Origin of the sequence: Clostridium psychrophilum (genome assembly GCF_018861705.1) — a bacterium.
In the GTDB taxonomy this organism is placed as follows: Bacteria; Bacillota; Clostridia; order Clostridiales; family Clostridiaceae; genus Clostridium_AD; species Clostridium_AD psychrophilum.
Window position 1 is genome coordinate 11,401 of the sequence record NZ_JAHLEC010000039.1, and the last position, 19,715, is coordinate 31,115.

The window sequence follows — 19,715 nt, forward strand, 5'->3', positions numbered from 1 at the left end:
TAATTTAAATTACTTTTTTAAATGACAAGCTACAAAATGTCCTGGTTTTATTTCTTTAAGCTCTGGTGTTTCAGATTTGCAACAGTCCATAGCATATTTGCATCTTTGACGGAATCCACAACCAGGTTTAGTATTTATTGGACTTGGAACCTCTCCCTCAAGCATAATTCTCTTTTTACCCTTCGACTGAATAGGATCAGCAACCGGGATTGAAGACAATAATGCCTGTGTATAAGGATGTAATGGGTTTTCATATAAAATTCCACTTGGTGCAAGTTCTACAAGCTTTCCTAAATACATTACACCAACTCTATCAGATATATGCTTAACCATAGACAAATCATGTGCTATAAATAAATAAGTAAGTCCAAGTTCTTTTTGAAGTTTTATTAGTAGATTAACTACTTGAGCTTGAATAGAAACATCTAAAGCCGAAATAGGCTCATCGCAAACAATAAATTTAGGTTCTATAGCAAGTGCTCTAGCTATGCCTATTCTTTGCCTTTGTCCACCTGAAAATTCATGTGGAAATCTGGATGCATGTTCCTTATTTAAGCCAACCATTTGAAGTACCTCTTGAATCTTTTCTGCTTTTTTCTGACCTGTATAGAGTTTATGTATATCTATACCTTCACCTACAATATCGCCAACAGTCATTCTAGGGTTTAATGATGCATAAGGATCTTGATATATTATTTGTGCGTGTCTACAAAAGTCTCTTTTAGCTTTTCCCTTTAATCCATGAATGTCTACACCGTTAAAGAGTACTTCTCCAGCTGTTGCTGGGTATAAGCCCATTACAGTTCTTCCACAAGTAGTTTTCCCACAACCTGATTCACCAACTAAGCCTAAAGTTTCACCCTTTTTAATTGTAAATGAAACATCGTCAACAGCTTTAAGTGTTTCATGTCTGCCAACCTCAAAATATTTTTTTAAATTTTTTACAACTATTAAATCTTCATTTTTATTTTCAGCCACTATTTTGCACCCCCAATTTTAAATGGCACTTCTACTTTAGGTGCATTTGGATGTTGTAACCAACATGAAGCTTCATGCGTCCCTGTAATTATAGTAGCTTCTGGCATTTCTTGTTTACATATTTCCATAGCATATTCACATCTTGGAGCAAATGGGCAACCAACCGGTGGTTTTACCAAGTCAGGTGGAGTTCCCTTAATGGAATACAAACTATCTTTATGACCAGTTTCTAATCTAGGAACTGATTGAAGAAGTGCCCATGTATATGGATGTTTAGGATTGTAGAATATCTCATCCGTATTTCCTCTTTCAATAATCTTACCAGCATACATAACTTGAATTCTATCTGCGACATCTGCAACTACACCTAGATCATGTGTAATTAAAACAACTGCTGTACCAAGTTTGTTCTGAAGATCCTTTATAAGGTCCATTATTTGAGCTTGAATTGTAACATCAAGCGCTGTTGTAGGTTCATCTGCCACAAGGATTTTAGGAATACATGCAAGTGCAATGGCAATCATTGCCCTTTGCCTCATTCCCCCTGAAAATTCATGTGGATATTGTTTGACTCTTCTCTCTGCATTTGGAATATTAACAAGTTTTAACATTTTTATAGCTTCATTCATAGCTTCTTTATTTTTCATGTTTCTATGGATAATTAAACTTTCTGCTATTTGCTTTCCAATAGTCATAGTAGGGTTTAGCGAAGTCATAGGATCTTGGAAAATCATACTAATTTCAGCACCTCTAAAATGCCTTAACTCTTTTTCAGTCATTTTTAAAATGTCTTTACCTTTATATAATATTTCCGATTCCTTTTTTATTTCACCAGGTGGAGTTTGTATTAACCTCATAAGAGACTTCGCTGTTACTGTTTTCCCACAACCAGACTCACCAACAATTGCAAGAGTTTCACCTTCATTTACTTCAAAACTTATGCCTCTTACAGATTGGACTTCTCCAGCATATGTATGATATGAAACGCGCAAATTTTTAACCTCAAGTAATTTTGACATATGAAACCCTCCTTACTGTCTAAGTTTTGGATCAAGAGCATCTCTTAAACCATCGCCAAGTAAATTAAATGCTAACATAGTTACACTTATTGCTATTGCTGGGAATATAAATTCATGAGGATGAAACATCATCTGACTTTGACCAGCAAAAATTAATGCTCCCCAACTAGTGTTTGGAGATTGAATTCCAAGCCCAAGAAAGCTTAAAAATGCTTCATCAAAAATAAAAGCCGGAATATCCATAGACATATAAACAAGTATAATTCCAATTGTATTAGGAATTAAATGCTTTGCAATAATTCTTGTTGGACTAGCTCCTAGTGCTTTTGCAGCTAATACATATTCTGATTCTTTAAGCACCATAACTTGTCCTCTAATTAAACGAGCTATACCCGTCCATCCTGTAATACAAAGAGCAATTATAATTGTCATTTCTCCTGCTGGCAACACTAATAACAATAGAATAACAACAATAAGGTATGGTACACTTACAATTATTTCAACTATTCTCATAAGCACTGTATCAATTGCACCACCAAAGTATCCGCATATACCACCATATACACAGCCAACAAGAAGTTCAATTAAAGTACCTACAAAACCAATGGTTAATGAAACTCTTCCACCCATCCAAAGTCTTCCAAATAAATCTCTTCCTAGATTGTCAGTTCCAAACCAATGTTTAGCCATTGGTGTTTTATCTAAAATATCATAGTTCTGCGTTTGATAATTAACAGACGCAAGCATTGGTCCAATAATTGACATAACAATAACTACTATCAAAAGAACCATGGAAACCATGGCAACCTTATTTTTTTTAAGTCTTCTCCATGCATCTTGCCAATAACTTACATTAGGTCTTACTATAATATCTAAATCATTCTTTGAAAATCCTATAATTTTAAATAAATCTTTGCTATATTTTTTCATACCTTATCTCCTTACCCTTTCCTTTGAGTTAATTTAATTCTAGGATCAACTAAAACGTAAACTATGTCCACAATAAGTAAAGAAACTACATATAGGAGAGCAAAAAATACAGTTAGAGACATAACTACTGTATAATCCCTATTAGAAATTGCAGAAACCAATTCCCTACCTAATCCCGGTATACTGAATATACTCTCTACAACTAAAGAACCCGTTATTACATATGCTATTCTAGGTCCTATCATCGTAACTACTGGTAGTATGGCATTTCTTATAATATGCTTCCATACCAAAGATACCTTACCAACCCCTTTTGACTTTGCAGTCAAGACATAATCTTGATTAATTACTTCTAGCACAGATGTCCTCATAAATCTTGCATTTGATGCAAGCCCAGCCATAGCAAGTGCTATAGAAGGTAATAATGAATATCTATATATATCGAATAGACTGCTAGCAGACCATCCTGCTATTTTTAAACCAAATTTTGCCCCTAGACCATATTGCAATAAAATTGCTAAAACAAAACCAGGAACGCAAACCCCAATGAGTGCTATAAAAATTACGGTATAATCCACCCATGTATTTCTCTTAAATGCTGCAATAATACCTAAAAATATTCCGAAAATAATTCCTATTGCTACTGCTTGTAATGCTAACCTTAATGATACCGGGAACTCTTTTGCAATAATATCATTTACTTTTTGACCTGGATAATGTATTGACATTCCTAAGTCACCGTGTACTAAATCTTTAATATATGTACCATATCTTACATACTCTGGTTGATCTAATTGATACTTTTTCATAATCTGTGCAGCTACCTTTTTATCAAGAACTTTACCTGCTGAAGCCGATATTGGATCTCCTGGTATAGCATTTATAAGCACAAATGTAATAGTTGCAACAACCCAAAGTGTAATGATCATATAGCCAATCCTTTTTATTATATATTTAGCCATACAAATTCTTTCCTCCTATCATAAAATTACTGCAACAAAGACAAATTAGCTCTGTTGCAGTGTTAATTAAAATCTAATTACTATTTACCTGAAATATATGCTGTTTTAAGGTCATAATATCCACCAAATATTGGTACATACATCCCTTTTATATAATTCTGCATGAATGAATCAACTTGTTTGTAGTAGTATGGAGAAACTGCAGCATCTTTAGCTACAAGAAGATCTTCTGCTTCTTTAAATATAGCTACCCTTTTCTTAGCATCTAATTCTGTCTTTCCTTTTTCAACTAGAGCATCATATGCTGGATTATTATATTTACCATTGTTATTTCCATTTTTAGATGTAAATATATTAAAGAAAGAAATAACATCATTATAATCAGCACCCCAACCACCAGAGCAAAGATCAAATTGACCAAGTGATCTAGCTTTAAAATATGAAGGAGCATCTACTGCATAAGTAATTGAAACATTTATTCCAAGATTTTTCTTATATTGAGCTTGAATAAACTGAGCTTGAGCTGTTGTTATTGAAGTTGCTTTTCCCATTAATAACTTTAAATTTACTTTTGATGGATCTGAACTTAAACCTGCTTCTTTTAACCCTGCAGCTAAAAGTGTTTTAGGATTATCTTTAACAGATTTTAATGCTTCTGGTACTACTTTTCTAAACTCTTCATTACCAACCATTATCTTGCTAGGAATGATACCCTCTGCAACATAATGTTTTTTAAACACTGTATTTATTTGAACTTGTCTATCATAAGCAAGTGATAAAGCTAGCCTTACCTTAGAATTTGATAATGATTTAGTCTTATTATTAAAGATAAAATAATATACTGATGGATCATTACCCTTAAGATAAGATATATCACCTGTCGCTGCTTTCTGTTGTAGTGGTTTAAGGTAATCTGTACTTCCTACAATCATATCAAGTTCTCCAGCCTCAAACATTTTATTGTAAGTAGCTGGTTCATCAATTATTTGAGCATTAACAGTTTTTAACTTAACATTTGCCGCATCCCAGTATTTATCATTCTTTGTATAAACAACTTTAGCACTCTTTACATGATTTGAAACTATAAATGGTCCATTATAAACCATGCCCTTGAAATCTTGACCATATTGGTCTCCTAATTTTTTAACTATATCTTCCCTTTGTGGAACTAATCCTTTAAAGTTTAATGTGGTTTCAAAATAAGCACTTGGTGATTTAAGTGTAACCTCAAATGTATTGTCATCAATAGCTTTAACTCCCAAATCGCTTGGTTTAGCTACTCCTGTTTCAGTCGCACCCTTAACTCCCATTTCATTAAGGAATCCAAGGTAATCTTGGCTTACTTTTGAATTAGCGAGTCTTTGCCATCCATATACATAATCTTGAGCTCTAACTGCCTTTCCATCAGACCATTTACTAGCTCTTATATGAAAAGTGTAAACTTTATGGTCAGCACTAATTGTCATCTTATCAGCACCTGCAAGGATACTTGTAACTTTACCATTCTTTGAAACTTCCCTCATAAGTCCTTCATCAACATTTGTAAGTGTAGTAAATGATTCCATATCACTAACCACTGAAGGATCGAGTGATGTGTAATCGTAGCCAAGTATATTAGCGGTTTGATCAGCATCTAGCTTATTGCTTGTTGATTTTGTAGTACTACCACCTTTACTCCCGCAACCAACAACTGCAACACTTAACACCAAGGCTACAATTACCGCTGACATAATTTTCTTACTTTTCATTAATAGTCCCCCCCTAATTACTAAAACATTACATCCAATTAAATAAAAAATCCTTCCCTAGATAAGCTAAAGAAGGATAATACCAAATTTAGCTTCTCATCTTCTAAGTAAAACCTACTGGAATTAACACCACTACATTCAGATATGAATGCTGGTTGTCGGGCTTCATAGGGCCAGTCCCTCTGCCACTCTGGATAAGAAGTAGATTAATTATTTAATTTTGTAATATTTAATATTATTAAGATAATAGCAAATAAATAAATAAATGTCAATAGTTTTTTGTCTCATAATATTATCCAAATATGTAAATCATATTTCGACTTTAAATTATCTTAATATAGCATATTTATCTTTAGTGTAAATTCTCATTAATACCTTGCATAACAGCATAAACTATAGACTTATTTTATTCATTTTTTGTAATATTGAATTTATATAAACTACATAATATAAATTTCAAGTACCTGGTTAGTATAAGTACACAACTAATAAAAACAACAGGATATTGTAACTTATAAAGGACTTAAAATTGTTTTTTCACAAAAAAATAGGATAGACTTTTTAATTTGTCTATCCTACATTTATAAGTTTTTTACTAATTAGTACTTTTATAAATTTTCTATACTTTGAATTACTGCTTTATACATTTCTTTATATTTTTCACCTTTAGCTTTTTCCTCATCAACTACATCTACTGGAGCTTTAGACGTGAATTTTTCATTACAAAGTTTCTTTTCTACTCTATCTATTTCTTTTTTTAGTTTATCTTTTTCTTTATTTAATCTTTCTAATTCTTTTTCTAAATCCACAAGATCAAGTAAAGGCATATAAACCTCAGCACCCTTAGTTACTACTGTAACTACGTTTTCTGGTGCCTCCTCTTTAGAACTTAAAAATTTCACTTCACTAGCTGATGCAAGCTTTTGGAAATAAACCAAACCTTCTTCAAATGCTTGTTTAGCCTCTGTAGCATATATAAACACCTTAGCTTTTCTTGAAGGTGCTACATTCATACCCGTTCTAGCATTTCTTACATCTTTTATTGCTTCTATAATGTAGTTCATTTTTTCTTCTGCTTTTTCATCTTTAAGGGCATCCTCATACTCTGGCCATTTAGAAATTGTTATAGATTCATACTCATTATCTAAGTGAGTATAAATTTCTTCTGTTATAAATGGCATAACGGGATGAAGTAACTTAAGCCCAGTTTTTAATACTCTATTTAATACATTAAGTACTATACCCTTAGCTTCGCAATCTTCTGCATATAATACTGGTTTAACAAGTTCAATATACCAATCACAGAATTCTGTCCACATAAAGTCATGAGTCTTTTGAAGTGCTATTCCTATTTCATATTTGTCTATATTTTCTGTAACTTCTTTTGTCACTGTATTCATCCTTGATAATATCCACTTGTCTGCAACAGTATAATTTTTGTCATCTTTATATTTTGTCATTAGTTCTTCATTTACGTTCATCATAACAAATCTAGATGCATTCCAAATTTTATTAGCAAAATTTCTGGCTGCTTCAACTCTTGACTCATAAAATCTCATGTCGCTTCCTGGTGAATTTCCTGTTGCCAATGAAAATCTTAGTGCATCTGCTCCATATTTATCTATTACTGCTAATGGATCTATACCATTTCCCAGAGACTTAGACATCTTTCTTCCTTGATCATCTCTAACCATTCCATGTATTACTACTGTTTCAAATGGAACTTCCTTTAAATTATATATTCCTGAGAAAATCATTCTTGCAACCCATGGAAATATAATGTCATATCCTGTTACTAAAACACTTGTTGGATAGAAGTATTTTAAATCTTCCGTATTATTAGGCCAACCGAGTGTTGAAAAAGGCCATAGTGCAGAACTAAACCAAGTATCAAGTACATCTTTATCCTGCATTAGATTTGTACTATTACATTTACTACACTTTGTTGGCTCATCAACTGTAACTATGACTTCTCCACAGTCTTTGCAGTACCATACTGGAATTCTATGTCCCCACCATAACTGCCTTGATATACACCAATCTTGAATATTTTCCATCCAATGAAAATATGTTTTGTCAAATCTTTCTGGAACAAATTTAGTTTTATTTTCTCGTACAGCGTCGATTGCAGGCTTTGCAAGAGATTTCATTTTAACGTACCATTGCTCTGATAACATTGGCTCTACAGTAGTTTTACATCTATCATGAGTACCTACATTATGAACATGGTCTTTTATTTTGACAAGTAACCCTGCTTTATCTAAATCTTCTACAATAATTTTTCGTGCATCATATCTATCTAAACCTGAATATTTTCCATACCCCTCACTTATAGTAGCATCTTCGTTAAGTATCACAATTTCTGGCAGATTATGTCTCTTTCCTATTTGATAATCGTTAGGGTCATGTGCTGGGGTAATTTTAACTGCACCTGTTCCAAACTCGACATCAACATAATCATCTGCAACTATAGGTATTTCCCTGTTTACGAGTGGTAGCATTATTTTTTTACCTACTAAATGTGTATAACGTGTGTCTTTAGGGTTTACTGCTACTGCAGTATCTCCAAGCATAGTTTCTGGTCTTGTTGTAGCTATTTCTAAAAATTCAGACCTGCCTATTATTGGATACTTTATATGCCAGAAATGACTTTCTTGTTCTTCAAACTCTATCTCAGCATCAGATATTGCAGTCATACATTTGGGACACCAATTTGTTATTCTATTTCCTTTATAAATAAGTCCATTATTATATAATTTTACAAATACTTCTCTTACAGCATGATTTAGATTTTCATCCATAGTAAAACTTTCACGTGTAAAATCAACAGATGATCCCATTTTTCTTATTTGATCTCTTATTTTTGCTCTATATTCATTTGTCCATTCCCAAACTTTTTCAAGGAAGGCTTCTCTCCCCATTTCTTTTTTCTTAAATCCTTTCTTTAAAAGTTCATTTTCAACCTTTACCTCTGTTGCAATGCTTGCATGGTCCTCACCAGGTAACCATAATGTACTATACCCTTGCATTCTTTTAGTTCTTATTAAAATGTCTTGTAGTGTATTATCAAGAGCATGGCCTAAATGTAATTTTCCTGTAATATTTGGTGGTGGCATTACTATTGTAAATGGTTTTTTATTCTTATCAACTTTAGGTGTAAAAAAACCTTTTTCTTCCCACCACGCATAAAGTCTTTCTTCAAATTCTTTGGGATTATAATTTTTATTAATATTTTCATTTTCTTCCATAATTAATTCCTCCTAAGTAATCATTAGTAACTAATTTTTACATATCATAGATTTTTCAATCAAAAAAAAAGAACCTTCGTCTATAAAAGGACGAAAAGTTCGCGGTACCACCTTTTTTCCTGCATATTTGCAGGCTCTTTATAATTTAACGATTAAGAAAACCGTCTTATGCTTCTACTCATAATTACATGAATTTGGCTAAGAAACTCCGAAGCTACTTCAAGGGTTTTTATATAGAAGATTTTCCAACCTATGAATCTTCCTCTCTGATTACTAATTTTCCTTTACTTCTCTTCATCTAAGCTTTTAAAATTTTATTTAATTATCCTTAATTATACCTCTTAATTATTATAAGTCAAGAAATTTCATTTCAATTTAATAATGTCACATATACTCAGTCTTTCATATTATATAATAACTATAATAATATGGAGGTATCTATGAAAGTTAAAAAAATATCGATTATGTCCTTACTTGTATCTCTAGTCTTTGTAACAGCATTATTTTCTGGATGTACACAAAAAAATACTACTACGAGTACTAATACCCCTCTAGTAAAAGTAAAATTAAATGAAGTAGTACGTTCTATTTTTTATGCTCCTATGTATGCAGCTATTACACAAGGTTACTTTAAAGAAGAAGGACTTAATATTGATCTTTCAACAGGTCAAGGCGCAGATAAGACTATGCAACAAGTATTAAGTAAAGCTTCAGATATTGGTTTATGTGGACCAGAACAAATCATTTACATCTACAATCAACACAGAGCAGACTATCCAATTCTTTTCGGGCAATTAACACAAAAGGATGGATCATTTTTAGTATCGCGAAAAACCGATGCAAACTTTAAATGGGAATCTTTAAAAGGTAAAACTATAATAGGTGCAAGACCTGGTGGTGTACCTGAAATGACCCTAGAATATGTTCTTAAAAATCATGGTATAAAACCTGGTGTTGATGTTAATCTTATTACAAACCTTGCTTTTACAGCTACTGCAGGGGCTTTTAAAGCTGGTACAGGCGATCATGTTGCTCTTTTTGAACCCACGGCTAGTACTATGAAAAAAAACAATTCCGGTAATATTGTAGCATCAGTAGGAGAATCCGCTGGAACAATACCTTATACATGCTTTTTCGCAACTAAATCTTATATAGCAAAAAATCCAGCAGTTATGCAAAAATTTACTAATGCAATCTACAAAGGTCAAAAATGGGTTAATAGCCATTCTGATAAAGAAGTCGTAACTTCTATAAAATCTTACTTCCCTGGCACAGATGAAGCTGTACTTATTTCATCTATTAACAATTACAGAAATATAAATGCTTTCTCAACAACCCCAACATTAACTACAGAAAACTTAACAAAACTTATGGATATAATACAGTCATATAAACCATCATTAATACCCACAAGACCATCCTTTAATACAATAGTTAACACTACATTTAGTAAGAATGCAGTAACAACCATAAAATAATCAATAAATACAATGGAGGTTCGGCATTTATAATGTTCTGATAGTAGACCATTCGTTAACATGATCTAAGTTTATTCCATGAAAAATTTTCTAACGCACTTATTCGACGTCCTGTCTCAGAAGTGCTAGCATCCCATCCTTGGGCTGCTTACGAAAATTTTTCATTACATAAACTAAGATTCTATAAAACTTATTATATACTATCTTTCACACTCATAAATGCTGAACCTTCATAATTAATGAAATTTTTCCTTCAACCCTTACAATAAAAATAAAATAAGAAATTCTAAAGCTAGGTTCAATGAACTATACGTAATGTATACTTTTTTTAGCGTATAAAAATATTTGTTATTTCATTGTAATGTATCCTATTATGTCGCTAATATGATTGGCATATAAAGAAAATAATTTCTATCCATAATCTCCACAAAAAAATCTTTTAGCCGTTAGGCTGCAACTATGATACATATCCTTTGACTTTAATTTGTCAAACCAAGAATTTCTAAATAAAATTTTAGTGTTTCGGCACTTCTTATCTTAAGTCACTTTCGGAAAAATTTCATTATTCTATGTATCACTGTCACCCAGGGAGAAAATCTTGAGTGACAGTGAAACAAAATATTCTAACAACTAAACATGGATTTTAAAAAGCTGTGATATTGATATATTTTTCTTAAATTATGCTAAGAAAAAGTATATATTGCGTAAAATGCATTTGAACAGTTCGTAGTCATTCTTAATTTATTTTAATTACATATGAGTGTATAAAAATACATGTTTGAGCATATCGAGTTTGTATTTTTTAGCATCTGTAATTACAATAAATTTTAGAATTACTTAACGATGTGAAAGCATTAATCGTATTACAATACGCGCAATATATACTTTTTGTTATAGCATAATTCAAGAAAAAATTTTTAATTAATAACTTTCGCAAATATATCCTACCTAGCAGCAAATCTATGTTTAATTAACCATGTCTTAGCAAAATCAACTCCATCTTTCATTTCAAATAACTTACAGTCTGCGTTACCGACTTTACCCTTTTGTACATTAAAATTATTCTCAAAGTCTTTTCCAATTAGCATAAAATCTTCTGTATCATACTCATAATCCTCAAACCATTTCCAACACCTATCACCGTTCTCAAATATTGCAGCACCTATACGTTCTTTAGGCATTTCATCAATAAGTGATTCTGAAAGATGAAAACTAGTACAAGAATTATATTCTACTCCTAGTAAAAGAACTTTTGCTTTTAAATTATACATTTTGCCAAGAGGGGAATCCATACCAAGCTGTGGAGTCAATGGATGATTTTCAATAATATGCATTGCCTCTCTTCCGTTTGCACTAAATGATACATGCGGATGATTTGACCGTATTGTGCTAGTAAATGTTCTAAATAGTTCTGCAATGCGCCCCATTCCTCGTGTTGGTGTTATTTTAGGGTCAAATGCTGGCATATTATCATATATTGTTTGTATCCATTCTTTTGGTACAGGTGGCTTGCACCACTGCGCAGGATCACTCCATTCTCCACTATGAGCTGGCATAACCAATGTTCCATCACTTCCCACTGCCCTCATTAATGCAGTTATTACAGTCTGCGCCCCGCCACAAACCCATCCTAATTTTGACAGTGATGAATGAACTAATAATATATCACTGTTATTTATGCCGAGTCTCATCAAATCTTGATAAATAGTATTAATAGTATTAGGTTCTCTTGTTTTATTGATTATTTTCTCTTCACTCATTTATTTTACTCCTTTTCCAATTACTACCTAGTGCTTTTATTTTCATACATATAAAATAATGGTTTACTATTGGGAAATAATGTTCCCCCACGACTTCCTTAATGTACCTCCCCCTTGTAATAAAGAAAGCTACCATCTTTAAAACTATATATGCTGCAACCACGCAAAGTGATTTATTAAACATATACTCGCCATTTGATACAACTCCAAATCTAATATTATAAGATTAGGCTCTATATGCTGAACATCTTCTAATACATTTTCGAAATCATTTAAGAGAATAGTGTTATAATCATAAGCATTTAAATATTCCTGCATATACTTTTTCAACTTTAAATCATCTTCTATTATTAAAATTTCATTCATAATAAATCTCCTGATTTTATATTTATAATGTTAATTATACCATTTATATAATGTTGAAATTATATTTAAAATTAAAGATGCTCTAAGAATTATCCTCAAACTTTCCATTAAAGCAGATGAAAAAAACAAAAAGGCACAAGAAAATTTAAATTTAATGAGATAAAAAAAGACTGCTACCCATTTTTGAATGCTTTATAAGAAAATCATCTCTCCGGGATTGAACTATATGGAGGGCTGATGATTTCAAAATTCAATAATATTCCTAAATAGAGGAGGACATAACAACTATTAATTGTTATGTCCTCCTCCATTTAATTTGGTTACAACCTTTTAGACATGAAATCTATGACCATATTTATATACATCTTTAATATAATGTAACCTTCATTGTTCACTTAAACCACTAATAGAATATCAGCTTTCTCCGTAGTGACTTGCAAATAGAAATGACAAAACTATTGTAATTTCATTTAAAGTTCTTCTTTTGCGAATATAAAATTCCTGTAAGACTGCCATGACGGCAGTCTAGTGAACCCGAGACAGGACGTCGAGTGTGAGCGTTAGGGCATTGTATACAAGCAAAAGATTAGAATTTCTTAATGAAATTTCCAGTTTCGAGTTCGATTGCAAGGCATGCAGGAGAAGTTTATACTTTTTAGTCTACTTTTTTGTCACTAGCTGCCTCATCATAGGCAATTTTTATTTCTTCTTCAGCTTTAAGGTTTTTGAATGCAATAGACATCATAAGCTTAATTCTGTTAATTTGATTTACTTCACTTGCACCCGGGTCATAATCTATCGCAGTTATGTTAGCCCCTGGATACCTTCTCTTTAATTCCTTAATCATTCCTTTACCTGTTACATGATTAGGAAGACATGCAAAAGGCTGCATACAAACTATATTCTTTGTATTGCTTTCAATAAGCTCAACCATTTCGGCAGTCAAAAACCATCCTTCACCTGCTTGATTACCTAATGATATTATAGGTGATGAACCTTCTGCTAATTCCTGTATAGTTTTTGGTGCGGTGAATCTTTTGCTTTTTTCAAGAACTAATTTCATATGTTTTCGATAACCTTCTATATATTGAATAGCAATATTATCTATTATTTTGTCACTTCTACTTTTTCCTAAATACTTATATTTAAAGTCAGCATCGTAAGCACAGTACAAAAAGAAATCAATTAAATCTGGCATAACTGCCTCCCCACCCTCTTTTTCAATAACATCGATAATGTTATTGTTGGCTATGGGATCAAACTTAACTAAAATCTCTCCTACTAGACCTATCTTAGGTTTAACAATAGGTTTAATTTCTAAAATATCAAATTCAGAAACAATTCCAGTAATATTATTTTTAAAATCTTTATTTTTACCTTCTGTTACTGCTTTTTTACATATTTTTACCCATTTATCGTAAAGCAAATTAGCTGATCCTTCGACTGCTTCATAAGGCCTAACCTTGTAGAGTACTCTCATAAGCAAATCACCATATACTAAACCCATAAGTGATTTTTTAACTATTGGATAAGTAAATTTAAAACCAGGATTTTTCTCAAGACCAGCAGTATTTAAAGATATAACTGGTACAAGTGGAAAACCTGCATCCTTAAGTGCCTTTCTAAGAAATCCAATATAATTTGTAGCCCTACATCCTCCACACGTTTGCGAGATTATAACAGATGTATTTTCTGCATCATATTTACCTGATTTTAACGCAGCAATCAGTTGCCCAACCACTATTATTGTAGGATAACAAGCATCATTATTGACATACTTTAATCCTTCATCTACAGCTTTCGTATCTACTGATGGTAACACTTTTAGATTATATCCCGATGCATTAAATGCTTCTTGTAGAAACTGAAAATGTATAGGCGACATTTGTGGGCATAAAATTGTATGATCTTTTCTCATTTCTTTTGTAAAAATTATTTTACTATCCATATTACGAATTTTTTTAGGCACAAATCCGTTTTTATCTCTTTCATTTAGTGCAGCTTTTAAGGATCTAATTCTAATTCTCGCTGCTCCCAAATTATTTCCTTCATCAATTTTCAAAGTTGTATACAACTTGCCATTATTTTCGAGTATCTGAGCAACTTGATCTGAGGTTACTGCATCAAGTCCACAACCAAAAGAATTTAGTTGAATAAGTTCAATATTGGGCTCTTTTGATACAAAGCTTGCTGCTGCATATAACCTAGAATGATATACCCATTGATCTACTGCTCTTAAAGGTCTTTCAACAACGCCTAAATGAGCAACAGAATCTTCTGTAAGTACGGGCATATCAAAATCAGTAATTACACTGGGAATTCCGTGATTAATTTCTGGGTCTATATGATAAGGTCTTCCGGCTAAAACTATACCTCTTTTCCCAGTTCTTCTAATATATTCTATGACTTCCTCGCCCTTTTTCCTAATATCTGATTTAACCTTTTCTGTTTCAGTCCATGCCATCTCTGCTGCTATTGCAACTTCTTTTTTGTTAACACCAAAACTAACTAACTCGTCAGTTAATCTCTTAACTAATACTTTCTTATTGTCTAAAGAAATAAATGGATTTAGAAACTTAACATTTTTTTCTTTTAAAATGTCCATATTATTTTTTATTACTTCAGGATATGAAGTTACAATAGGACAGTTATAATGGTTGTCTGCATCCTTTTGTTCTTTTTTTTCATATGGAATACAAGGATAAAATATAGTATCTACACCCTTATTTATAAGACTCATTATATGACCATGTGCAATCTTAGCAGGGTAACAAGCAGACTCTGATGGAATAGTCTCTATTCCCATTTCATATACTTTTTTGGAAGACCTTTGGGACAATTCTACCCTAAATCCTAAGTTTGTAAAAAAAGTAAACCAAAATGGATAATTTTCATATATGTTAAGCACTCTTGGAATACCTATTACCCCTCTAGGTGCTTGTTCTTTTTTTAGTGGAATATAATTAAATATTCTTTTATATTTATAATCATAAACATTAGGTATTTCTTCTTTTTTTCCATTAAGTCCTAGGGCCTTATCACAGCGGTTACCAGATATAAACTTCCTATCATCATCAAAATTACTAATTGTAAGAACACATTGATTAACACATTGCTTACATCTTCCCATTGAAGTTTTCACTACTAATTTATTCAATTGTTCTGCTGATAATAATGTAGAAACCTCGCCTTCAACGTATCTTTCTTTTGCAATAAGTGATGCACCAAACGCACCCATTAAGCCTGCAATATCAGGTCTTACAGCCTCTCTTCCTGAAACAATTTCAAAAGCACGAAGTACTGCACTATTATAAAATGTTCCACCTTGAACTATTATTTTTTTACCCATGTCTTTGGGATCTCTTATCTTAATTACTTTAAGAAGTGCATTTTTTATTACCGAATAAGAAAGTCCTGCCGATATATCTCCCACAGAGGCCCCTTCCTTCTGAGCCTGTTTTACTCTTGAATTCATAAACACAGTACATCTTGAACCCAAGTCCACTGGGCTTTTAGCTTGCAATGCTACCTTTGCAAACTCTGTTACTTCCATGTTTAAAGAATGAGCAAATGTTTCTATAAACGAACCACACCCAGATGAACAAGCTTCATTTAGCATTATGCTGTCTATTGCTCCATCCTTTATTTTTAAACATTTCATATCCTGTCCACCAATGTCTAATATAAAATCCACTCCAGGCATAAAAAATTTAGCGCCCTTATAATGAGCTATAGTCTCAATTTCCCCAATGTCCACTTTTAAAGCCGCCATTATCAATTTTTCACCATAACCTGTTACTGCTGAATTTATGATAGTTACACCCTTTGGCAAAATAGAATATACTTTTTTTAATATCTTTCTAACTGAATTTAATGGATTGCCCTCATTACTCCCATAACAGGAATATAAAAGTGCACCTTCCTCATCTATAAGTGTAGCTTTAGTAGTTGTAGAACCAGCATCTATTCCCATATAACAATTTCCAGTATACCCTTCAAGTTCACGCCTTTTAGCCTTATATTTGCCTTGTCTTTCATTAAAAGCTTTTAACTCCTGCTCATCTGCAAATAGAGGCCTGAATCTACGAACATCATGACTCGACACATGTTTTAGTTTTGGAAGTTGATTCTTTAATTCTTCAAATGAAATAACACTATTATCCTTTGATGACATTGCCGCACCTACTGCTACAAATAGTTGAGAATCTTTTGGAAAAATAACTTGATCTTCTGTAAGTTTTAAAGTTTCAATAAACCTTTGTCGTAGCTCGGACAAGAAAAACAATGGTCCACCTAAAAATGCAACATTCCCCTTGATTGGTCTACCACAAGCAAGTCCACTAATTGTTTGGTTAACCACCGACTGAAACACTGACACCGCAACATCCTCTTTCGCAGCACCTTCATTTAATAATGGTTGAATATCAGTTTTTGCAAAAACTCCACACCTAGCAGCAATTGGATATATAGTCTTATAGTTTTTTGCAAGTTCATTAAGTCCAGCTGCATCAGTTTGAAGAAGTGATGCCATCTGATCAATAAATGCTCCAGTACCACCAGCGCAAGTACCATTCATTCTTTGATCTATTCCTCCATCGAAATAAATAATTTTTGCATCTTCTCCACCTAGTTCTATAGCTACATTTGTTCTTGGTATAATATGTTCTATTGCATAAGTACTAGCTATTACTTCTTGAATGAATGGAATATTCATCCACTTGGATAAGGATAATCCACCAGATCCTGTTACAACGATAGTAATATTAGATTCACTAAAATTGTTATACGCATCATATAAAAGTTCAGCTATCGTACTCTTTATATCCGAAAAATGCCTCTGATACTTACTATAAACTGTTTTTTCTTGCTCATTTAAAACTACTATCTTAACAGTAGTAGAACCAACATCTAAACCAACATGTAATATTTTCTTCATAATTTTCTTCTCTTTCCTCGCAAGTTTGACTTATTTTTAGTGTTTAATAATTTGAGATTTCATTATATATATTTATGCGTCTTAATATAAACTCATATTTTTGAAATTAACTATTATTATTCCACATACCCTAATTATTGGTATATGTATGTTTATTCTTCATAAACTTAATTTATTCTCTTAGCCGCAAACTTTCACTATATTATTCCCATTAATTACACTATTTTGATATTTTATTTATTTTATTTTTATTTGTTAACGACATTCACCAATAATCAATAATCAATTATACAATATTATAACTCAACAAATATGATATTTTCAACCTATTTGTACTTAATTATTTCACATCCTATTATTTATTCTTTTATCAACTAAAAAAATACTTCATACTTATAAATTGGATTAAATGTAATTAATCATCATATCTTCATATGTCGTTAACAATACATTATAAATTCTCATATACTAAACTATAACCTTCAATCAAGGAGATGATAAAGTGATTAAAGTAGAAATCAATAATATAAGCATGAATTATCACTCTTTAACTGCAGAAACTCCTGCTCTAGCAAATATTTCATTTGGAGTACAAGAAGGTACCTTTTTAAGTATTGTAGGCCCTTCCGGCTGTGGAAAATCTACTCTATTAAATATAATAGCAGGCTTAATTGAACCTTCATATGGGAAGATAATAATTAACAGACCATCTAATCATTCAAACTTCTTAAAAATTGGATATATGTTTCAAAAAGACCAATTGTTCGACTGGTTAACCATTTGGGACAATGTGCTTCTAGGCCTTAAAATTAATCATTCCATTACAGATGCAAGCAAAAAAATGGTAAAGGACCTCTTAATAAGCTATAATCTATGGGAATTTAGAGATCATCATCCTAGAGAATTATCTGGTGGTATGCGCCAAAGAGTTGCTCTAATTCGAACATTAGCTTTGAAACCTGAAGTACTTCTTTTAGATGAACCTTTTTCAGCCTTAGACTATCAAACTAGATTAAACATTAGTGATGAAGTTTATGAAATAATAAAGAAAGAGAAAAAGACTACTATAATGGTTACTCATGATATTTCAGAAGCCATTGCAATGTCTGATGAAATTATTATACTTTCAAAACGTCCTGCTAGTATTGTCAAACACATGACCCTTGAATTTGGTGATGATTTTCCTTGTCCTCTAAAACGTCGGGAAGCTCCAAATTTCAGAGTTTATTTCAATGAAATTTGGAAGGAGTTGAACGACAGTGCTAACTCAAAGTAAAGAACAAAAAGATTATATACAAAATGTAAAAAAGAAAAAGCGTCTTATTATTTTTACTAGAATAATAATATTAATTGTTTTTTTTAGCCTTTGGGAAATAGCTGGCAGACTTAATTGGATAGATTCTTTTTTAACAAGTACTCCATCAAAGATGTTTAAATCTTTTATAGAAATATATAAAGAAGGTACACTTCTTACTAACATTTCTATAACATGTTTTGAAACAATAACAGGCTTTTTACTAGGGACTATACTAGGTGCATTCTTTGCTATTCTATTATGGTGGTCGGATTTTGTTTCAAAAGTTTTAGATCCGTACATTATAGTATTAAATGCACTACCCAAAATAGCTCTTGCACCTATTATTATATTTTGGGTAGGCAATGGAATAACTGCAATAATAGTAATTGCTCTTCTGATATCAATAGTTGTAACAATAATAAGCATACTTAATGGTTTTAGAGAAGTGGACGAAGATAAAATCAAGCTTTTAAAGACATTTGGAGCATCAAAACTTCAAATTCTAATTAATTTAATTATCCCCGCATCTGTTCCAACTCTTATTTCCGCACTTAAAATCAACGTAGGCCTCTCTTGGGTTGGTGTAATTATGGGTGAATTTCTAGTAGCAAAAGAAGGTTTAGGATTCTTAATAATATATGGTGGTCAAATTTCACAACTTGATATGGTAATGATGAGTATAGTAATACTTTCCATTTTAGCTTACCTTATGTATGAAATGGTTGCTCTTCTTGAAAGAAAAGTAGTGAACAAAACTAAATAGAATTTTAATTTAAGTATATATTTAAAATCGTTGGACAGTATTTATAATGAATATCAATAATTCACTATAATAGTATCCCTATTTAGTACAAATAATCTACAATTCTCACAGGAACTATAAGACCAGCTAGTTAAAGTCAAGTGTAAATTTGCGAAAGTAGTTGTTAATTTCATTGCATAACAAAAAGACCATTGCATAACACGAACAATGGTAAATTTAGTAATTATTTA

General features: G+C 31.9%; 12 protein-coding genes, 1 riboswitch and 1 other annotated feature. Of the genes, 3 read left to right on the plus strand and 9 right to left on the minus strand.

Features of this window, described 5'->3' with window-relative positions; all coding sequences use genetic code 11:
- Window positions 1–9: 9 nt before the first annotated feature.
- The 6 genes from KPL38_RS10080 to KPL38_RS10105 form a co-directional block, all read right to left on the minus strand.
- The gene (locus KPL38_RS10080; RefSeq protein ID WP_216289010.1) at window positions 10–978 is read right to left on the minus strand and encodes an ABC transporter ATP-binding protein; all 969 of its coding nucleotides are present in this window, start codon (window positions 976–978) and stop codon (window positions 10–12) included.
- Window positions 978–1,997: an ABC transporter ATP-binding protein gene (locus KPL38_RS10085; RefSeq protein ID WP_216289011.1), complete on the minus strand. Its 1,020-nt coding sequence runs from the start codon at window positions 1,995–1,997 to the stop codon at window positions 978–980. The genes KPL38_RS10080 and KPL38_RS10085 overlap by 1 nt, the downstream gene beginning before the upstream one ends.
- 12 nt (window positions 1,998–2,009) lie before the next feature.
- Complete coding sequence (locus KPL38_RS10090; RefSeq protein ID WP_216289012.1) at window positions 2,010–2,927, minus strand: ABC transporter permease; 918 nt, start codon at window positions 2,925–2,927, stop codon at window positions 2,010–2,012.
- An 11-nt stretch (window positions 2,928–2,938) separates the two neighbouring features.
- Window positions 2,939–3,889, minus strand: coding sequence for an ABC transporter permease (locus tag KPL38_RS10095; protein WP_216289013.1), 951 nt, complete (start codon window positions 3,887–3,889; stop codon window positions 2,939–2,941).
- Between the two features lie 80 nt (window positions 3,890–3,969).
- Window positions 3,970–5,637, minus strand: a complete 1,668-nt coding sequence (locus tag KPL38_RS10100) for a peptide ABC transporter substrate-binding protein (protein WP_216289014.1) — start codon at window positions 5,635–5,637, stop codon at window positions 3,970–3,972.
- A 93-nt stretch (window positions 5,638–5,730) separates the two neighbouring features.
- Window positions 5,731–5,838: riboswitch (SAM riboswitch) on the minus strand.
- A gap of 407 nt (window positions 5,839–6,245) precedes the next feature.
- Window positions 6,246–8,885: a valine--tRNA ligase gene (locus KPL38_RS10105; RefSeq protein ID WP_216289015.1), complete on the minus strand. Its 2,640-nt coding sequence runs from the start codon at window positions 8,883–8,885 to the stop codon at window positions 6,246–6,248.
- A gap of 83 nt (window positions 8,886–8,968) precedes the next feature.
- Window positions 8,969–9,195 (minus strand) — a binding site (T-box leader).
- A gap of 130 nt (window positions 9,196–9,325) precedes the next feature.
- Between KPL38_RS10105 and KPL38_RS10110 the strand changes: the two genes are divergently transcribed.
- Entirely contained in the window at window positions 9,326–10,363 is a 1,038-nt protein-coding gene (locus tag KPL38_RS10110; RefSeq protein WP_216289016.1) for an ABC transporter substrate-binding protein, read from the plus strand.
- Between the two features lie 944 nt (window positions 10,364–11,307).
- On the opposite strand, the gene KPL38_RS10115 is transcribed toward KPL38_RS10110, so the two are convergent.
- From KPL38_RS10115 to KPL38_RS10125, 3 genes are all read right to left on the minus strand, one after another.
- A complete protein-coding gene (locus KPL38_RS10115) occupies window positions 11,308–12,123 on the minus strand; it encodes an AAC(3) family N-acetyltransferase (protein WP_216289017.1) in 816 nt (271 codons plus the stop codon).
- A 144-nt stretch (window positions 12,124–12,267) separates the two neighbouring features.
- Window positions 12,268–12,489 (minus strand): response regulator, encoded by a 222-nt coding sequence (locus tag KPL38_RS10120; protein WP_216289018.1) that lies wholly within the window; start codon window positions 12,487–12,489, stop codon window positions 12,268–12,270.
- A gap of 655 nt (window positions 12,490–13,144) precedes the next feature.
- Window positions 13,145–17,425, minus strand: a complete 4,281-nt coding sequence (locus KPL38_RS10125; protein ID WP_216289019.1) for a 2-hydroxyacyl-CoA dehydratase — start codon at window positions 17,423–17,425, stop codon at window positions 13,145–13,147.
- Between the two features lie 532 nt (window positions 17,426–17,957).
- Here KPL38_RS10125 and KPL38_RS10130 point away from each other — a divergent pair.
- Both KPL38_RS10130 and KPL38_RS10135 read left to right on the plus strand, forming a co-directional pair.
- Complete coding sequence (locus KPL38_RS10130) at window positions 17,958–18,701, plus strand: ABC transporter ATP-binding protein (protein WP_246577903.1); 744 nt, start codon at window positions 17,958–17,960, stop codon at window positions 18,699–18,701.
- Window positions 18,685–19,485, plus strand: coding sequence for an ABC transporter permease (locus KPL38_RS10135; RefSeq protein ID WP_216289021.1), 801 nt, complete (start codon window positions 18,685–18,687; stop codon window positions 19,483–19,485). Before KPL38_RS10130 ends, KPL38_RS10135 begins: the two co-directional genes overlap by 17 nt.
- Window positions 19,486–19,715 lie beyond the last annotated feature (230 nt).